Here is a 16,562-nt window from a genome sequence, read left to right on the forward strand (position 1 = left end):
TAAATTGCACTATTCCACATCACTTCGTAATAAGCGATTAATCGTTTCCCGACGAACACCGATAAACTGTCCGATTTCTTCTTGTGTCAAAATGTCGGTGAGTGGTCGTTGTTCGGTATAGCCACTTAACGACTGCTTTAGCAGCTTCAGCCTCTCGGCTGGTGAACCGATTGTCAAATGATCGATGCGCTGCTGCATAAAGCGCAGCTTCTCCTGCAATACTCTGCCTACTTCAATCGCCTTCTCCGGCTGCATAGCAACCTCCGCATACCAGTCATCGGCTGGTATGCGCTCTACCTCACTTGTCGTGAGCGCTGTAGCCGTGCCATGACAATCTTTCGCTGACAGCAAGGAATGATGGGGCACGATTTCTCCAGGAAATAATAAATTGAACAATAAAATATTGCCATTCTCATGCAGCCGAGTTACTTTGAACACGCCGCTCACAATTCGATATAAATACGTTCCCGGATCCCCCTGCCGAAATAACACTTCTCCTCGATGCAACGTTAGTCGCAAGCGCCCCCCCCCTCCTTTCCATCCACTGAATTATCGATTCCATACATAATAATGAATTGTACACTGCATATATGGCAGTGCCTCTTACTCGCTGCTGCCTATGTATGCACGATGCTCTAAATAATGCTTATACACGCGGAAAAAGACTTTCATCCCGCTCCAATACTGCTCATCCGACTGGATCGGCGTCAACCAATAAATGGCCTGCTGCTCCGCATCTTCTGCTCCCTCTTCACTCAGCTTGCAATACGCAGGGAGATTGACTTCAAACATTCCTTCTACTTGCTTATTGTCGTGATTCATCGTCTGAAATAGATAAACAGCCGTGTCCCCTTCTTGCGATTGTAATTGGAATTGTACGTTGTTCATTTCTTTCTCATCCTTTGTCTCTATCTGTTGATTATGTGTTGCATTGCTCATATTCCCTTCTATAAGGGTAACGCATCCGAATTCATTTGCGTCAATCCAATTATAACCATATAAACTTTCTATTGCTAAACGAATATTCGTTCGTTATATTGGATATAAATAAGAACGTTAGTTCGCATTCATTTAATATCCCCGAATAGAGAGGAAGAAATAAGTTGGCCAATCAAGCACCCCAACCTCAAGCGACTGCTCCACATCGCACCCAACATAAGATGGCGGTAAAGCAGTATATTATTTCCGCCCTTGTCTTGGATGTGCTGGAACGCGACATCGCCCATATCGGAAGTTCCACTTTAAAAATGGCGCATGTATATATGGAATCCTTATGTCGTGCTCAAGATGAAGTCAATGCGGATTTATCCCGAATTCGTACCCAATTTCGCCGTACTGGCATTAAAGTACTAAAAGAAGAGCGTCAACCTCACGGCGTGCGTGTGCAATATGTCGTGCAAGGTTACGAGCACTCCTTTTACCTACTGCGCGGACTGCTCCGCACTGAAGTGACTACGTTATTGAAACGTTATTTACATTTGCCTGTTCCTATCGAAACAAGGTACTAACCAGCCAAAAGTACCCGAACATCGTTATAAGAAATTAGCGCAGCATACAGCGAAAGGCAGACCATTTCGGCCTGCCCTATCCACACTTCATTTGATTATCTACTCTATATCCACCGTGCAATCAAATAATGACATTCGATTACGGTGACTGTGCGTCCAGCATTTCTTTCGCTCTGGCAGGAATATCTTCCGCTTTAACCTCTTCATACGATGTAACTTCGTTGATTTGTTTTGCTTTTTTATCCTTTGGCTTGGCATAAATACGTAGATAAGCATCTTCTCGAAGCTTGCCTGCATTATCTTTATGACTTATAAATGTAATTTCCTTATCTTCTCCATCCGATGTATAGCCCTTCAACGTATAATAGCGGGAGCCGTCTTCTAACTTACCTTCGCCTTTAATTTGCACGTAATATTGATCTGCACCTAGTCTTTGCATATTACAGCCAGCCAGTAAGATCGATACAAGAACGACTAGCATCATAATTGTGACACTCTTTTTCTTCATACTTTCATCTGCCTCATCTCGTTGTTAGTTTCTATTTAGATGGAAGAACAATACGCTTGTACAATTGAACCGTGATGAAATAATAAGCCGCATATATAACCGCAAATATCGTCAGCGGCACCCAAATGCGATCATATGGATTGCGCAATATAAATGAGAACATCTTCATGCCAAGTACAACATGGGCAATTCCAATAATCGCTGGGAACAAGAATACCAGGAATTGCTCTTTATAAATCGAACGTACCAGTCGTTCGCGGCGCACACCGATTTTGTGCAGCATTTGATAGCGACTAATATCTTTCGTAGCGCCAGACAATATTTTGAACATCAAGCTGCTTGCCATCATCGCTAAGAACGCAATTCCAAGGAAGAAGCCCATAAATACCGTTCCGCTGGAGAAGCCGTGCATCATACGATACGATGCATACTTACTATCCAGCATCATTTCTTGTACTTGACGTTTTTCCATTTCTAATTCATCAAGCTGAGCCCACTTCTCTTTGTAGGTAAGAAAATCATCCGATATACCTACAATCACACTGCTTTCCTCTGCCTGAAGCTGATTATACTTCTGTTCATCCACAATTTGTACTTCTTTCCCTCGATGCAAATCATGCGGTTGAATCATTCGTAGTGCCTCAGCCCAATTTCCGCTTTCAATGACCCCTGTTGAGATCGCTTCCGTTACAGGCTTGTACTGACCAAAGCTTTCTCTTCCTACTCCATATGGAGCGAGCGGAGGGTGCTGCTCCAAGTCTGTTTTTACATAATATACGTATTTCTCATCTACTTTATAGCGGTACTCTTGTTTGTTTGTAAATGTAATCGAGTCAAGAACTGCCTTCTCCTGCTCCGTCGGCTGATGAATCACCGTGTCATATGGAGTGAATCCATTAACTGTCGTCATGACATTGTTCTGGAATCCCATTCCCGCCGTTATCGCACCTGCACCTAGTGCAATTAGCATTGCTACGGTAGCAAGTACTTTTGTTAAGCTATTTACACGGAAGCTGAGCTGCGCATACGTAAACGAATTAAGACCTTTTTCATTTCTTTTCTTATTCTTTTTCAATCTACCTATCATAAGCGGCAGGAATGTCATAAACAACAGATACGTTCCTGATGTCGTCGTAATTAACGAAATAATAATGCCTAGCTGTGCCAACATCTCCATATTGAACATAGCCCAATACCCGATAGCCAGCAATATAATCGACAGAACAGCCGTCACTACTGTCATGATCCCTTTTACAGCAGGGCGGTCGGTATGCGACTCCGCATGTACAAGCTGCAACACCGATATACGTGACAACTTCAATGTATTCATAATTGCAGATAGTATAAACAGCACCAAGAAGAACAGACACGTAATTTGCAGCGATGGCATATAGAACGCCTCATAGCCGCCAGCCGTAAACTCCAGCTGCTTCATCAGTAGTTGACCGACACCTTGTGCCAAGCCAATCCCGATTGTATTACCGATAACTAACGATACAATACCGAGAATCATCGTTTCTAGGAACATAAGCATCATTATTTTATGCTTCTTGGCCCCTAGCATCATGTACATGCCGAATTCTTTCTGTCGCAAGGTCATCAAGAACGAGTTCGCGTACAATATATAGAAAAACGTAATAATCGCCAACAGCACAGAACCTGCATGGAACACAAATTGAATGCTGCTAATGACTGAGTTAGATTCAATAAACGCTTTATTTAACGCCAGCGTCTGGAACATATAGAAGATCGAAACCGATATGACCAGACCGACGAGCAGCACCAAATAATCTTTGAGCTTGCTTTTCAGTCCTGACATCGAAAGTTTAACTAACATGTGTAACCATCCTTTGTTGTCATTTTTGCGTGCCCAAGTCGGCAAGTACATCTAGAATTTCGCGATAAAATACTTCACGAGTGGAGGTACGGCGAATTTCTTTGTATAACTCTCCGTCTTGGATGAACAGAATACGCTGACAGTAGCTCGCGCTGAATGCATCATGCGTTACCATCATAATGGACACGCCGTGCTGCTCATTGAGATTCGTCATCGCTTCGAGCATGCTCGTTGCATTTTTAGAGTCGAGCGCCCCTGTCGGCTCATCGCCGAGGATGATCGCTGGCTCATGCACAAGTGCACGCGCTGCTGCTGTACGCTGCTTCTGACCGCCTGACAACTCCGCAGGATATTTTTGCAATAGTTCAGCAATGCCTAGTGTTGCCGCTACCTTGTTAACGCTAGGTCCAATCTTGCGCGATGGAACACCTTGCAAAGACAACGGCAGCGCAATATTTTCATAGACCGTCAAATTCTCAATAAGGTTGAAATCTTGAAAAATAAAGCCCAGCTTCTGCGAACGGAAGTCCGCCAACTGTCCTGATTTCATATGGCTAATATCTGTGCCTGCAATCTTGATAACACCATCCGAAGCTGTATCCAACGTCGAAATGACGTTCAACAGTGTTGTCTTACCCGAACCCGACGGTCCCATAATACCGACGAATTCACCTTCTTGAATCGAGAATGATACGCCCTTCAATGCATACGATTGATTCGCGCCTGATTTTCCATATACTTTTTTAACATCTTGAATGTCAACGACAGGTGCTTGCATTTGTAAATCCCCCTACACTTTGTTTGGCTGTTGTCTCTATTGTGCAGGAATTTAAACTGACCAACCATAGAATAGCATGACAGCTACCTTACCATTTTGTCACCTTTGTCATAAATGTAAGGAAAGACAGAAAAGACGACTCGGAAAAAGTCGTCTTAGTTAGCGATAAGTCAGATATGTTCAATTATTTACGAGCCTAATACCCAATGAACGTATTTGTTAATATCCGAATTGATGGAACTTTCTGATCACTCAATGCTTTGATGCATACTCATTTATGTGGTATTATATAACTAATAAAGACCAAGTGCGCGAACACTTGGTCCATACAATTGGCTTGGATGGGTATTCCCTTCTTAGTCAATACGGAGATAAACCCACCTTTGGCTGCAACCTTGGGGTGGGTTTTACTTTTTCTTGAAAATCATGCTCACCCAAGATTCAATTGTAGTTATATTTTACCTTTCCAGGCCTCTTCGTACAAGTGTTCCGATCGTAATTGTTCATCACTCAGGAATCATTTCGACAAACATATAGTTACTTTCTACAAAATATTTATTTGCACAGTTCATAATATCGTTAGCTGTAATCGATGATATCGTCTGAATGGTATCTTCAATATCTTGAATCTCTGCAAACATATAATCTGTAACTATTATTTCATTTATGCTAGAGCTCGTTTCTGAGGCACTATACAAATAATAGGTAGAAACATTTTTAATTTGTTGCAATTCCTTCTCACGGAGCGGTTGCTCCTTTAATTTGTTCAGTTCCTTAATAAAATTATCTTTTACTTCTGCAAAATTTTTAGCATCTGTGATTGCAGTAAACAAACCCAGACCACTATCTTTGAGCTCTAAATACTCCATGCCTAGTCCATATAATAATCCTAATTCTTCCCTCAGCTTTCGATACAGTCTCGAAGAAAGTCCTTCCGATAGCAAATTAATGATTAACTGAAAAGCATAATAATCTGCACTTTGTCGTGATGGAGCAATCATTGCACATGAAAAGTACCCTTGGTCAAAATCACTACGAATGGTATAGGTTTCTGAACCCAGTGTGTTAAAAGCTTCAGGACGAAGATCTTCAATGTATTTGCTTGAAGGTTGTATATCATAGTTATCAAAAAATGAAACAATCTCACTATGCTCGATATCCCCAGAAACAACAAGTGCTACTCGATCAGGTGTATAAAATTGTTTTCTATACGCGTCAAGTCTGGCCTTATTAATACCACTTATGGAATCAACCGTGCCGATTACGGTGTATTTTTCAGGATTATCTTTAAATAAGTTTGCAAAGATACCTTCTTGTAAATGATTTATTGGATCATCTGAAAGCATTTTGATTTCCTGTTCAATGACTTTTCTTTCTTTCTCAATCTCACCTTCTGGCACTGCCGCATTCCAAACAATGTCTGAAACCACTTCTAACCCGTCTTTCCAAAATTTCTTCATGATTGTACACTGATAACTTGTACTATAAAAAGATGTGTTGGCATCGATGTCCCCACCAAGGTACTGGATCGTGTCAAATATATCTTCTTTGCTTCTACTAGTTGTCCCGTTGAGCATCATATGCTCTAGAAAATGAGAAATACCAAAGGGATATCCTTCTTCGTGAAACGCCCCTACCTGAACGACATACTCCAAGGCTACAATTTTCGAAGAGACTTTATTTGTAATGATCGTCATTCCATTATTCAGAACCGTTTTATTCAATTAATGCACCTCTCTTATTGAAATACGGGAAAATTATACTATATTTCTCACCGCTTCTACCACCATTGACGTGTTGTTCAGCCTTGACACGAATAAGCGGTGGGCGATATCATACAATCTGTAAGCATATTTATGTAAAGGGTGTGGTACTTTTGAAAAGTTCAAGCTCCCAATCTTTATCTACAAGCTTATTGGTAAGTGCCTTATTATTTTTGATGGTTTCTGTTGGTATCCTCTTTACTTCAGATGCAAGCGAGAAGCATTCTGAGGCTGGCAATCACATATTTATTGCATCAGACAGACAAACAGGTACAGTTAAAGTCTAATATACGTATTGAGAAAAAGGGGGACTCAGTCCTTCTTTTTTGTATTTTAAGGGCCTTAATGCATTTTATTTTTTCAAAAATGAATCGTTACTGCCGGTGTTAGATGGGTATCATTTTTGATTTTAACTGCAACTTTTTCACCATATTTTTCAACATTAACCCATCCAATAAAAGCATCTGGTCCATATATATTTATATAGCCAGCAAATGACACTTCTCCGTTGCTTTCAATAATTTCTGTATATTTTTTAAATGGATGATTCCCCTCAATTTCACTAAGCCATTGTCCAAACTCAAGTTGCAATTTATATAGATTATTCCCCACTTCATCTATTACGTCATAGAAGAAGGGAGTTTCTTGAATCATGATCGAAACAATCATACATCTACCACCTCTATATTAATTTTAAGATTTTCATTCCTTCATTTAAATCTTGAGTTAATCTTACTCTGGATAAGAAATAATCGCTTAACTCTTCTTCATTAAGAAATTCAATGTACTTACTATGCTTCTTTAGTAGTTCCTCTTCACTTTCACTAAGCTCTAATTCGATAATTTCTCTCGTATTATTTTCATAATAATGTCTTTCTCCTCTTTCATGATATCCTATAGAACATATTGCATATATAACTCTCAAGTCCTCCAGCCTGCAAGAATGAAGAACTGCAGTTAATTTTGAGCAGAACTCTGTTATTTTGATTGTATGCTGCGTTGTTACAGATAAATTTTGCTCGGATTCGTACAAGTCCTCTAACTGTGTAAAAATTTCTTTTAATTGCTTTAACACCTTTATATTTTTCTGAGCAATCATATACATATATTTTCAACTCCTTGGTTTTATGTAATTCTATTAAGGACATATTGTCAACCAAAATTAACCATTACGAAACTTACGTTTGTCGGCGAATAAGACACAATTGGATATGGAGAGAACATTGGCAATGTAACGGTTGAGATTATCGGTATCCTGCAACGAAATAAATAGGAGTTGGTGCACTGGGATGGAATCTTTTCATCTTAGAAGGAACGGGTAAGGATTATACCAAGGCAATGCAGCCTGAAATCATTCTGCCTATAATTAAGCCTTGGCTTTCAAATTTCAGTTAATTAGTTTTCAAAAATAGCTTCAGTCGCCATTAGCTATAGCTTATTGAAATACGACCAAATGACAAGAATTGATGAGTATAGACGGAAATACCTTCATCAATTGCTTGTCATTTTAATGGTTTATTCACTTGTCGGTTTCCGTATCGAACGAGTGGATGCCAAGATATATTAAACATATAGAAAACTTCCATTAATAATTCTCAAGTAGCGCTATTTCGTATTCTGGCATTGAGTAATATATTCAGAAAGAGAAGTTTAAAAATGCCTCTTACCTTATTTTTTTTTCCTATCAGCCGTGTTTTGATTATTGTATGGTATTAGAGGTAAAACGATGAGTAGAATTCCAAGCAGAAATGTAATCATAGGAATACTCCAAATAAATTCGGGGGTAAGCTGTAAGAGCATTTCATAACTGTCAGCTTTACTGTTTATCATATAAATCAATATTTGTTCTAAACCACTGAGAGCAATAAGACATACACCTAAAATAGTAGATCTTTTCACAGTAACACTCCTTAGTTAAGAAATAGATTGAATCCCAAAAAATAGGATTCAATCTATTTTCTTAATGGTTTTTAATTTTTAATTGCTAATGCAATAACTCCATCAGCATGTCCTGTCGCTGTTTTCACAGGAGATGCACCCCATACACCCTTCTTCTCCTTCACGACACTTGCAATACCACCTGGTAATGTAACATAGTGTTTCAAATTGCCTTTACTAAACGTGTACTTAGGTGCCCAGGTTAGATAACCCTGCTTTCCTTTAGCTACGAAAAGATCAGTACCTATCGTTGTTGTTGATGCCAGGGACTTTGACCATGTAAAGCTCGCTGCTGCTCGAATTTCAGGAATTTCCATTGTTGTAACTCCCACAGAGAATTCCTCAGTAGTAGTAATTCCTTGTTCTAATCGTATTGGACATTTATCAGCACTATTTCTGCAGTCTGTTACTGGGGTTGCTACTCTTGGAGGCATTACTTCTGTCCACTTTTGTGTTTCCTCATATTTAATAGTGGATACGACTAGAGGATTCAAGTTCAAGTCTTCATCTGCATTTGATGGACTCGTGTTAGAAAAAGAATGGTTTTCGGAACTTTCGAGTAAAACTTTATATTCAGATAAAGAAACTTCCTTTCCATCGGGTGTAAATGCCTTTAAATAAGTTATATTATTTACATTGTCTTTCAGAACTTGCTGCCCATCCATATAACGTAGTTCATACGTTTCGTTTGAAGTAGCGGCTGCACCAATAGCATTCACAGAAAGCAAAACTATAGCAAGAATGAACATAGCAATACTTTTAATTTTCATGCTGAATCTCCTCTTACTTTTTATTTTTGAATCTCGGCCGAGAAATTCAAACATTGTAAAGACCATTAGCTTGGGCGCAACTGCAAGTTTCTTACTCTCACATGTATGATCGGCTTTATTCCCATTTTCCATAGATTTTGTTACCGATTTCATTTTTTATTGGTTTTCTATGCTGTTTCAATCTATGGTAGTCATTTAATAAATGATCTAAGTTCTGACTCATTGAGAGCATCAGACCGTCGGTTAATTTAACGCCTTGAATGTATGATTGATTAATTTTTAATCGCATCTGATTCAAATGATTTAACATTGTATATCGAATCCTTATGTTATTAGTATATCGGTGGGTGAATCCCCTCATTCTCCCACCTATGATTAAGTATTCTCCCCTTCCTCATTATATTGAGGGTTTCCATCGAAAAATTGGTAAAAAATGTGTAGAAACCCCACGAAAAATAGACACCTCAGTTGGTGTCTATTTTCTGGGAGTAATACTGTTTACTTTTACTACTTAATAATCCAAGGTGTATCAACTAAAACTACGACTAAATCCACATTCATCAAGGTAAACGAAAATAGTGCCAGCATTAAAAAAGTTGGAGCTAACAGTATCCTTCTTTTCATGCTAACCAATCCTCCCTATTGATTTGATTACCTCGTTTATTTTATTTCGCGTTTCTTGATTTAGTTCGATATCACTAGTAAGTAATTCCGTTATATTCGCCATAACTAGAAACACACGTTCTATATCCCCAATACCAGCGTATGCAGATACACTATTCAAATAGTATTTACACGCCGTGTTAGGATCATTGTTTATATATAAATTTCCTGCAAGCTTATAAAAATGAGCGAATGTAGCAATTTTAAAGGGAGTAGTACGCTCATCATTCAATGCTTTCTTCATAGGCCCTTCATATGATAATAGATCAAACGCTGCACTATAGTCTTTATCTATTAAATAGAGTTCCATTAATTCCGTTACTGCAAAAATAATATAGTAATCCAGAGGTTTATTTTTAATGTATCTTTGAAGATGTTTAATTCCCTCAGTTGTATCTCTTTTTCCACAGAGCAGTGCATTTAATATTCTGACATTCTCCTCTACATCAGGATGAGATAACGCACTATATTCATTAAGATATGACTGACTTGCATCATATTGTCCTAAGTAATAATATGAATTGCACATATTAAATAAAGCAGTAGTTTTGTAGACGCTTTCTGAAAATTCATTAAGTACAATACGTTCCATTAGGCTAATAGCTTCCCTAAAATTCAAGAGACTAAATGCGTGAATTCCTAATGCATAAAAATAAGTTGTTTTTTCCTTTTCACTTAGGAAATTAATATAGTCTAGCGTGCTGCGACCCAATTGATACGTTTCTTTTAATTTACTAAAATCGTTACGCTCAATGAGGTACTTTTGAAGTAATCCCTTCGCAATGAACTGCATAATCCCATGAGAGCGGGAATAATCAACAATACGGTTATACAGCATGAGTTTTGTGGAAGAATCTTGTATGCATGAGGTCGTATGAAATAATCGTTCTGCGGCTTCATAACTATCTGCTCTATCTGACTCAAGATACTTAGTTGCGATCTTGTCAATGAGCAATATTGATTTACAACTGGTTATTGCATCATCAAGCATCGTATGAAGTACTTCAGGATTTCTTTCAAGTTCAATATACATTTCAATATATGTATCGTACGGAATGTTAAGGGCTTCAGCAAGGGTTCTTATTGTCTTAAATTCTGGTTTTTTAACTTCACCATTCTCTATCTTAGATATGGTACCTTTACTAACATTAGTGAGTGATGCTAAGTCATTCAGAGATAACTCGGCACTGACTCTATGTTGTCTGATCAAATCTCCGAATGTAAGTTTGGTTAAAGAATGACTCATCTTACATTCACATCCTTTGAAATTATCGATGTTTAAACAGATCAAGCTTTATTGTCGGGGAATGGTTTGTATAGTGGATGATGGAAAATTAAGCTCTAAAACCATGGGGGAATACAATTAATCAAGATCTTATCATATTTCAACCAGTTGTCAATATGACATAAATATGGTGTTAATGGAAACAAGACTTGTTTAAATTAAAAATAAAAAATAATCAATACGTTTGCGTTAATTCATCAGATTTTGAGACAAACCCGCCCCCATTCTTAAGAGCGGGAAGCGGATTAAGTTAGTTTATTTTACTTAGGAGACGAATCGGCCGCATCATGAAGGCGAAAGGCCTTGTCTCCTCTCACATAGTTGCCCAGTATACACCTCACAAGGCTGTGTGTAACGAGTCATAGCAATCCTATCCAATGAAATGAAATAGCATGCAGTATCTGATATTGGATTTATATGATTATATTAATTGGTACAATTAGTACAATCATTTCATGAAACATAAGGCCATATAAGCCCAGTTAATTTCAGAAAACAGCCCTTAAGAAAGTTGTCTAGTTTAATGTTGACAATCTATTATATTGGTTTATTCACTTGTCGGTTTCCGTATCGAACGAGTATATGCCACATATATTTGAGCTCTTGAAGAGCTTCCTCATTACTTCCCCTATCCTTCCATAACTCCGAGTTACGTTTCAAATCTAACGCGGCAGCCCCAATTACATTGGCATCAATATAGCCATGTTGTGCGATCCGTTTCGCTAAAGAAGGCATCGTTGGTCCCCTGAAATCTGAAGGTACTTCGTCTGCCTTCATAACGAATCCCATATGCCAATATAGTTTAATAGAATACTTCATACACATTTGCTCCAATACTTCTCCCGTGGAAGAACCTTTGAACGAAGGATCTGCAACTAGAATATCCACGTCGTTCTTTAATGTAATATCACCATGAACCTGGGACTCAATATAGTGGTTGAGATTTCGACTAGGCTTACGATTTGAAGGGTCTTCTAATGGTTGTTCTAGATTTATTAATAGATGATCGATTAATTTCTGAGGTGTCAGCTCCTTCTCGCCGATAGCCTCATTTCGAAAAAATGCATCTTTAAAAGTCGCTGCCAATATATCCTCAAACTCTTCATAGGTGCCTCTTTCTACGGGGTTTTGATGTGAATCCAAATACGTATACGTACAGCGCGTTGAGACATTTGGTGCAAGGAGAAAGTAACACGAGCCGAATCGCGGAGCTGGGCCATCTGGGCGCAGCATTACATCCAACGCCCCATACTTCGGACGCTGATCATCAGTCACACCATCTAACTGATAAGCACCGCCAAACAGTGTTTTCTCCCACAGATCTCGTGCGCCACCCGAGTAAGCGGATACGCTCCCATTCGAAATATGAGTTTCAAACTGACTCTTGTAGATGCCCTGTTCAAGCAATGACTGTGCCACCGTTTTCATATCCACGGTTAATCGGTCAGGATGAAAATGCAATGCGACCCTAGCGTTCGCAAAGATCTTTGTACAAGCATTTTCAAAAGTGCTCCAAGGGATATTGGACATCTGGAGAACTTCTACAAGTGATTTTCGAGCAGCACTTTTTCGTGTTCTGGCATACTGAGTAATATAATCGATAGCTTGGCGCTGTGGATTTGATAACTTACTCTGCATTAGAATCACCATCCTGTTAAGGGAGAACTTCATTCTAACAATAATGACAAGAGTTGAAAGAGATTGAGTCCCCTAACTCTTGTCATTATTAATTTGCGAATAATATTTGGCTATCTTTCTTGCTGTCTCCTATTAACCTTATTCACTATAATGACTATGAACACCCAGCAAAGGTTATAGTAGTTTTTTTAGCCCTCTTACAAATTCATTCGCACCATTAATGGTGAAAAATTGACCCTTAATCCTAACCAATGATAATTCAGGACGATCTAGGCGAATGATTAGCCCGACCGGAGACGGAACAATAAAAATTTCTACTGTATCCTTAGCAGGTACTGGAGAAGCACGAAAAACCGTTGTCCTTACCGTTCGAGTAAGCTTCGCATCTTGCAGCAACTTCTCTATTTCTTTCTTTTTTTCAACATCCTTAATTGTATAGCTTCCGTTATCAGGGTAAATTTGATATTCAGCATTTTGAGGTATTGGAATAGTAACAGGAGAATAAAAAAGTATAATGATCAGCGCAGAAGTAATTACAATTGCTAAATACTTACTAGCACGTATCCATCTTTTTTTCAATATGTTGTATATAAGTAGGCATATAATGATTATGGACGTTAACATAAGCAGTAAAATTGCCAAATTCAATATATACATAAAAATTCTCCTTTACCTCTTCTTTAACTTTGATTCATATCAAACACTTTAAAAAATGATTGGAACATTAAAAATCTTAATTTGTAATTGTTCATTCCAAGCCATCCATGGGTAATTCTGATTTGCCTTTATCCATGATTTCGACCAATTTGGCGTTTCATATATTTCATATGAATGTTTTGTGAATTCATGGGTTACTCCCTGATTACCCACAATAAAATAAGCCCGGGTATCAATTTTTTTAATTGTTGTACTTTGAGTTCTTGCTCCCGACTGCCAATGCACAAGATCCATGGCTACATTAACATCTGTGTACTTTTTATAAATATCATATTTAAGACCGACTTGTATCATATCCTGATATGAACCTCTAATTTCCTGATAGCCGATCAGTTCAAGAAATGCATTAAAGACGGATGTAGCAGCATTTAATAATGGCATTATTTTTGCTACTATTTGCACATTACCCACTACTTCTAAAGTGATGTCTTTGAGTACCTTGGCAACCTCTTTTGTTCCTACTCCTGACTTAATCTCTTGCATCATTGTATCGACATTGTAATAAATAATCTGGGTGTCTCTAAACATTTTATTATCGTATTTATAGTAGTATGGGGCCGGGTTAGACAATGTAGCGATGGTGGGTGTGGTAGGGGTAAATACTGCTGCTTTTGCATCAGTTTTTCCTTGTGCTTTCATTTTATTCCACTGTGCTAAGAGATCTTTTTTAATATCATCACTCAATGAATACGTCTCTGCTATATTATTAATGCTATCTGTATCACTTAAATTAATTTCAATCTTATTAACTTGTTGTAAGCGATTCTCATCAATTACAGATAAATATCGGCCATCTTGAAGTTTATACATTCTATCTTCTGCAATAAACGTAGCTTCTGTGCCATCACTTTCATTAGAGAATGATTTATTTGTATTCTCTATAATATGATATTCGCCATGCCCTTGTAGTTGCACATTTATTTTTTCTGGATATGAGCGAGGTTTTAAGTCTTGTTCACCTTGTTCAGTAGCATATGCCGTCCCTGTTGTTGACGATAGAATAACACAACATGTAAGTACAAGTACAAATAATTTTTTAAAACCTGTTTTTTTCTTCACGAGTCACTACCTCCTATTATTTTTTCACAGCCTAAATGTTTGTAAATACTGTGATAGAAGTAGGATGCAATTCTATGAAGTTGTGATTACATGCTAATTACTATACCTGCCTCACCTCCTTCATGTAATTAAATTTCTTTTTCTAGTAATTGAATAATCATGTAATGAATTGCTTTCAAAAGTTCGCGAATGGTGATACTCTACTAAGAGTCTGTCTAGGCTTTGGCTCATGTTGATCATTCTGACATCCAGCAATGTTAATCCGTCTTCATACTCCTTTTGCATTTGCTTCCTTAAGCATTCAATTTCATTCAGCATAGAATCATTCCTTAGTTTGATACTTAGGTGAGCGATTCCCCTCAATCACTCACCTATCAAATCAGGCTTGCTCCCCAATGACATCATATATTGGGTTGCCTGTGAGTATATGGTTTTCTTCCAAGGCAACAAAAAAAGACGCCGATTGGCGTCTTTTTAGGTTTACCATGGATAGTTAATATCAAAAGCTATTATTCCCCCGTCAATAATTTCCCCGAGATTAGAAATGAGGATGGCTCCAAATAAAGCAGTTGAGATCAGCAATTTAAAGACTGTAGCTTTCCTCTTCATATTGACCCTCCTGTTGATTTGAAACGATTATAATAGTCCCCGATTAGGTCCATTACATCAGCGGTTAAGTTATGTTTTTTACTCACTTGAAAAACCAGCCGCAAGCAATTGCGTTCACTATCAATATCATCTATACATGCATATGCATAAGCTCCTTCGATATACTCGCTAATTGCTTCATTAAAACTTTCCGCTTGAGTATAAAAATCCCCCTTAATTTTGTAAAACCTTGCAAGCTCACTCCTTTCCCTAGGAGTTGTATAGATTTGAGCGTGGATCTTTCTCCCATAGGTTACGAGGAGATTCTCTATTTTAACTATATGATCGTACTCGAAACAGAGTGATATATACTCATTTACGGTATGTACAACGAATCTATCAGTACAAAGCTGAAGACACTTATCGAACTGTTCAATTGCAAGCTCTATATTCCCTCGTTTCCCGTTTAGCATCGCAGTTATCAAACGGTCATTCTCCCCTTCGACAGATGGTGAACACTTTCGGTACTCTGAAGAATATTTTTCAGCAAGTTCGTAATTTCCTAGATGGTAGTAAGAGCCTCTCAATATATCGACAGCATATACTCGTAAATCATTAGTTTCTTGTTCACTTATTTCAAGGAAAATTTTGCAGTATTTTGCACTATCACTGTATTTACGAATTGCGTAAGCATGGCCGGCGAGTCGATAGAGCAGTTGAGCATATTCCCCTGCGGGAAGTAACTCTGTATATTTAAGAATGTATTTTCCTGATTGGTAAGTATCATGTAATTTACTAAAATCATTGCGCTCAATGAGATACTCTTGAAACAAGGAACGAGCCAAAAAGTGCATCACCCCATGACCTCGGGAATAATTTATGATTGTTTTTAATAAAGTCAATTTCGTCTCGGAATCGGTTACTTCACGTGAGGTTTCAAAGAGTTGGGCGGTAGCATCATAACTGTCTAATCGCTCAGATTGAAGAAATTTAATGGAAATTCTCGATATAAGCGACTGTGGTCGATTATCTTTTATGGCATCATTCAGTATCTGAGTAAGAACATCAGGACTGAGCTCCGCTTCCACATAATGAGGAATGTATTCGTCATAGGGTATTTGGAGAGCATCTGCTAGTATTTTAATCGTTCTATATTCCGGCTTCTTTACCTCACCATTCTCAATTTTCGAAATGGTTCCTTTGTTTACTTTTGCTATATCAGCAAACTCACTCAGAGATAATCCTGCCTTATTTCTGTGATGTCGAATCAGATCTCCAAATGCAAGCGTCTTAGTTGTAGGCACTTTACATTCACATCCTTTTCCACTCATTGAAATATTAAATTACATCAGTAACGAAAAATTTATGTTAACGTATGTGAGGGATAAAATTTGAGGGGATTAAGGGATTTTCACCCATATCCTAAAATATACTGTAATAAACAAGTTGTCAATTAAATGATGAGCAGGGTTTTAGTTTTAGTTTTAATATTGTTTCCTTGGTTTAAAAT

At 38.0% G+C, this 16,562-nt stretch carries 19 protein-coding genes; 2 read left to right on the plus strand and 17 right to left on the minus strand.

Annotated features, from left to right (window positions below):
• Nucleotides 1-9 precede the first annotated feature (9 nt).
• Nucleotides 10-519 (minus strand): Crp/Fnr family transcriptional regulator, encoded by a 510-nt coding sequence (locus H580_RS0116065; RefSeq protein ID WP_028595687.1) that lies wholly within the window; start codon nucleotides 517-519, stop codon nucleotides 10-12.
• Between the two features lie 84 nt (nucleotides 520-603).
• Nucleotides 604-888, minus strand: a complete 285-nt coding sequence (locus H580_RS0116070; protein WP_157282946.1) for a hypothetical protein — start codon at nucleotides 886-888, stop codon at nucleotides 604-606.
• Nucleotides 889-1,103: 215 nt separating this feature from the next.
• Between H580_RS0116070 and H580_RS0116075 the strand changes: the two genes are divergently transcribed.
• Nucleotides 1,104-1,508 (plus strand): YhjD family protein, encoded by a 405-nt coding sequence (locus H580_RS0116075; RefSeq protein WP_245583581.1) that lies wholly within the window; start codon nucleotides 1,104-1,106, stop codon nucleotides 1,506-1,508.
• A 139-nt stretch (nucleotides 1,509-1,647) separates the two neighbouring features.
• On the opposite strand, the gene H580_RS0116080 is transcribed toward H580_RS0116075, so the two are convergent.
• From H580_RS0116080 to H580_RS0116095, 4 genes are all read right to left on the minus strand, one after another.
• Nucleotides 1,648-2,016 (minus strand): YxeA family protein, encoded by a 369-nt coding sequence (locus tag H580_RS0116080; RefSeq protein ID WP_051217498.1) that lies wholly within the window; start codon nucleotides 2,014-2,016, stop codon nucleotides 1,648-1,650.
• A 31-nt stretch (nucleotides 2,017-2,047) separates the two neighbouring features.
• Nucleotides 2,048-3,853: an FtsX-like permease family protein gene (locus H580_RS0116085; RefSeq protein ID WP_028595691.1), complete on the minus strand. Its 1,806-nt coding sequence runs from the start codon at nucleotides 3,851-3,853 to the stop codon at nucleotides 2,048-2,050.
• 19 nt (nucleotides 3,854-3,872) lie between these two features.
• Nucleotides 3,873-4,631 carry an ABC transporter ATP-binding protein gene (locus H580_RS0116090; protein WP_028595692.1) on the minus strand — a complete coding sequence of 253 codons (759 nt, stop codon included), beginning with the start codon at nucleotides 4,629-4,631 and terminating at the stop codon, nucleotides 3,873-3,875.
• 506 nt (nucleotides 4,632-5,137) lie between these two features.
• Nucleotides 5,138-6,355 carry a M16 family metallopeptidase gene (locus H580_RS0116095; protein WP_028595693.1) on the minus strand — a complete coding sequence of 406 codons (1,218 nt, stop codon included), beginning with the start codon at nucleotides 6,353-6,355 and terminating at the stop codon, nucleotides 5,138-5,140.
• A 152-nt stretch (nucleotides 6,356-6,507) separates the two neighbouring features.
• Between H580_RS0116095 and H580_RS26250 the strand changes: the two genes are divergently transcribed.
• A complete protein-coding gene (locus H580_RS26250; RefSeq protein WP_157282949.1) occupies nucleotides 6,508-6,681 on the plus strand; it encodes a hypothetical protein in 174 nt (57 codons plus the stop codon).
• Nucleotides 6,682-6,754: 73 nt separating this feature from the next.
• Here H580_RS26250 and H580_RS0116100 read toward each other — a convergent pair whose 3' ends face one another.
• The 11 genes from H580_RS0116100 to H580_RS24540 all read right to left on the minus strand — a co-directional run bounded on the left by H580_RS0116100 (nucleotide 6,755) and on the right by H580_RS24540 (nucleotide 16,356).
• Nucleotides 6,755-7,063 (minus strand): hypothetical protein, encoded by a 309-nt coding sequence (locus H580_RS0116100; RefSeq protein WP_028595694.1) that lies wholly within the window; start codon nucleotides 7,061-7,063, stop codon nucleotides 6,755-6,757.
• A gap of 13 nt (nucleotides 7,064-7,076) precedes the next feature.
• Nucleotides 7,077-7,499, minus strand: coding sequence for a hypothetical protein (locus tag H580_RS0116105; RefSeq protein ID WP_028595695.1), 423 nt, complete (start codon nucleotides 7,497-7,499; stop codon nucleotides 7,077-7,079).
• A 563-nt stretch (nucleotides 7,500-8,062) separates the two neighbouring features.
• Nucleotides 8,063-8,293 (minus strand): hypothetical protein, encoded by a 231-nt coding sequence (locus H580_RS0116110; RefSeq protein WP_028595696.1) that lies wholly within the window; start codon nucleotides 8,291-8,293, stop codon nucleotides 8,063-8,065.
• Nucleotides 8,294-8,364: 71 nt separating this feature from the next.
• Nucleotides 8,365-9,102, minus strand: a complete 738-nt coding sequence (locus tag H580_RS0116115; RefSeq protein WP_028595697.1) for a hypothetical protein — start codon at nucleotides 9,100-9,102, stop codon at nucleotides 8,365-8,367.
• Nucleotides 9,103-9,727: 625 nt separating this feature from the next.
• Nucleotides 9,728-11,011, minus strand: coding sequence for a helix-turn-helix transcriptional regulator (locus H580_RS0116130; RefSeq protein ID WP_028595699.1), 1,284 nt, complete (start codon nucleotides 11,009-11,011; stop codon nucleotides 9,728-9,730).
• A 576-nt stretch (nucleotides 11,012-11,587) separates the two neighbouring features.
• On the minus strand, nucleotides 11,588-12,688 hold the full coding sequence (locus H580_RS0116135; RefSeq protein ID WP_028595700.1) for a DUF3626 domain-containing protein: 1,101 nt from the start codon (nucleotides 12,686-12,688) through the stop codon (nucleotides 11,588-11,590).
• A 174-nt stretch (nucleotides 12,689-12,862) separates the two neighbouring features.
• Nucleotides 12,863-13,345 carry a hypothetical protein gene (locus H580_RS0116140; protein ID WP_028595701.1) on the minus strand — a complete coding sequence of 161 codons (483 nt, stop codon included), beginning with the start codon at nucleotides 13,343-13,345 and terminating at the stop codon, nucleotides 12,863-12,865.
• Between the two features lie 48 nt (nucleotides 13,346-13,393).
• The gene (locus tag H580_RS0116145; RefSeq protein WP_028595702.1) at nucleotides 13,394-14,464 is read right to left on the minus strand and encodes a DUF5022 domain-containing protein; all 1,071 of its coding nucleotides are present in this window, start codon (nucleotides 14,462-14,464) and stop codon (nucleotides 13,394-13,396) included.
• A gap of 120 nt (nucleotides 14,465-14,584) precedes the next feature.
• On the minus strand, nucleotides 14,585-14,782 hold the full coding sequence (locus H580_RS27065) for a Spo0E family sporulation regulatory protein-aspartic acid phosphatase (RefSeq protein WP_084509291.1): 198 nt from the start codon (nucleotides 14,780-14,782) through the stop codon (nucleotides 14,585-14,587).
• Nucleotides 14,783-14,944: 162 nt separating this feature from the next.
• Complete coding sequence (locus tag H580_RS26840; protein WP_281167982.1) at nucleotides 14,945-15,073, minus strand: hypothetical protein; 129 nt, start codon at nucleotides 15,071-15,073, stop codon at nucleotides 14,945-14,947.
• Nucleotides 15,070-16,356 carry a helix-turn-helix transcriptional regulator gene (locus H580_RS24540; RefSeq protein WP_051217499.1) on the minus strand — a complete coding sequence of 429 codons (1,287 nt, stop codon included), beginning with the start codon at nucleotides 16,354-16,356 and terminating at the stop codon, nucleotides 15,070-15,072. The genes H580_RS26840 and H580_RS24540 overlap by 4 nt, the downstream gene beginning before the upstream one ends.
• Between the last annotated feature and the right edge of the window lie 206 nt (nucleotides 16,357-16,562).

It is taken from the genome of Paenibacillus assamensis DSM 18201 (assembly GCF_000422445.1).
Taxonomy (GTDB): Bacteria; Bacillota; Bacilli; order Paenibacillales; family Paenibacillaceae; genus Paenibacillus_B; species Paenibacillus_B assamensis.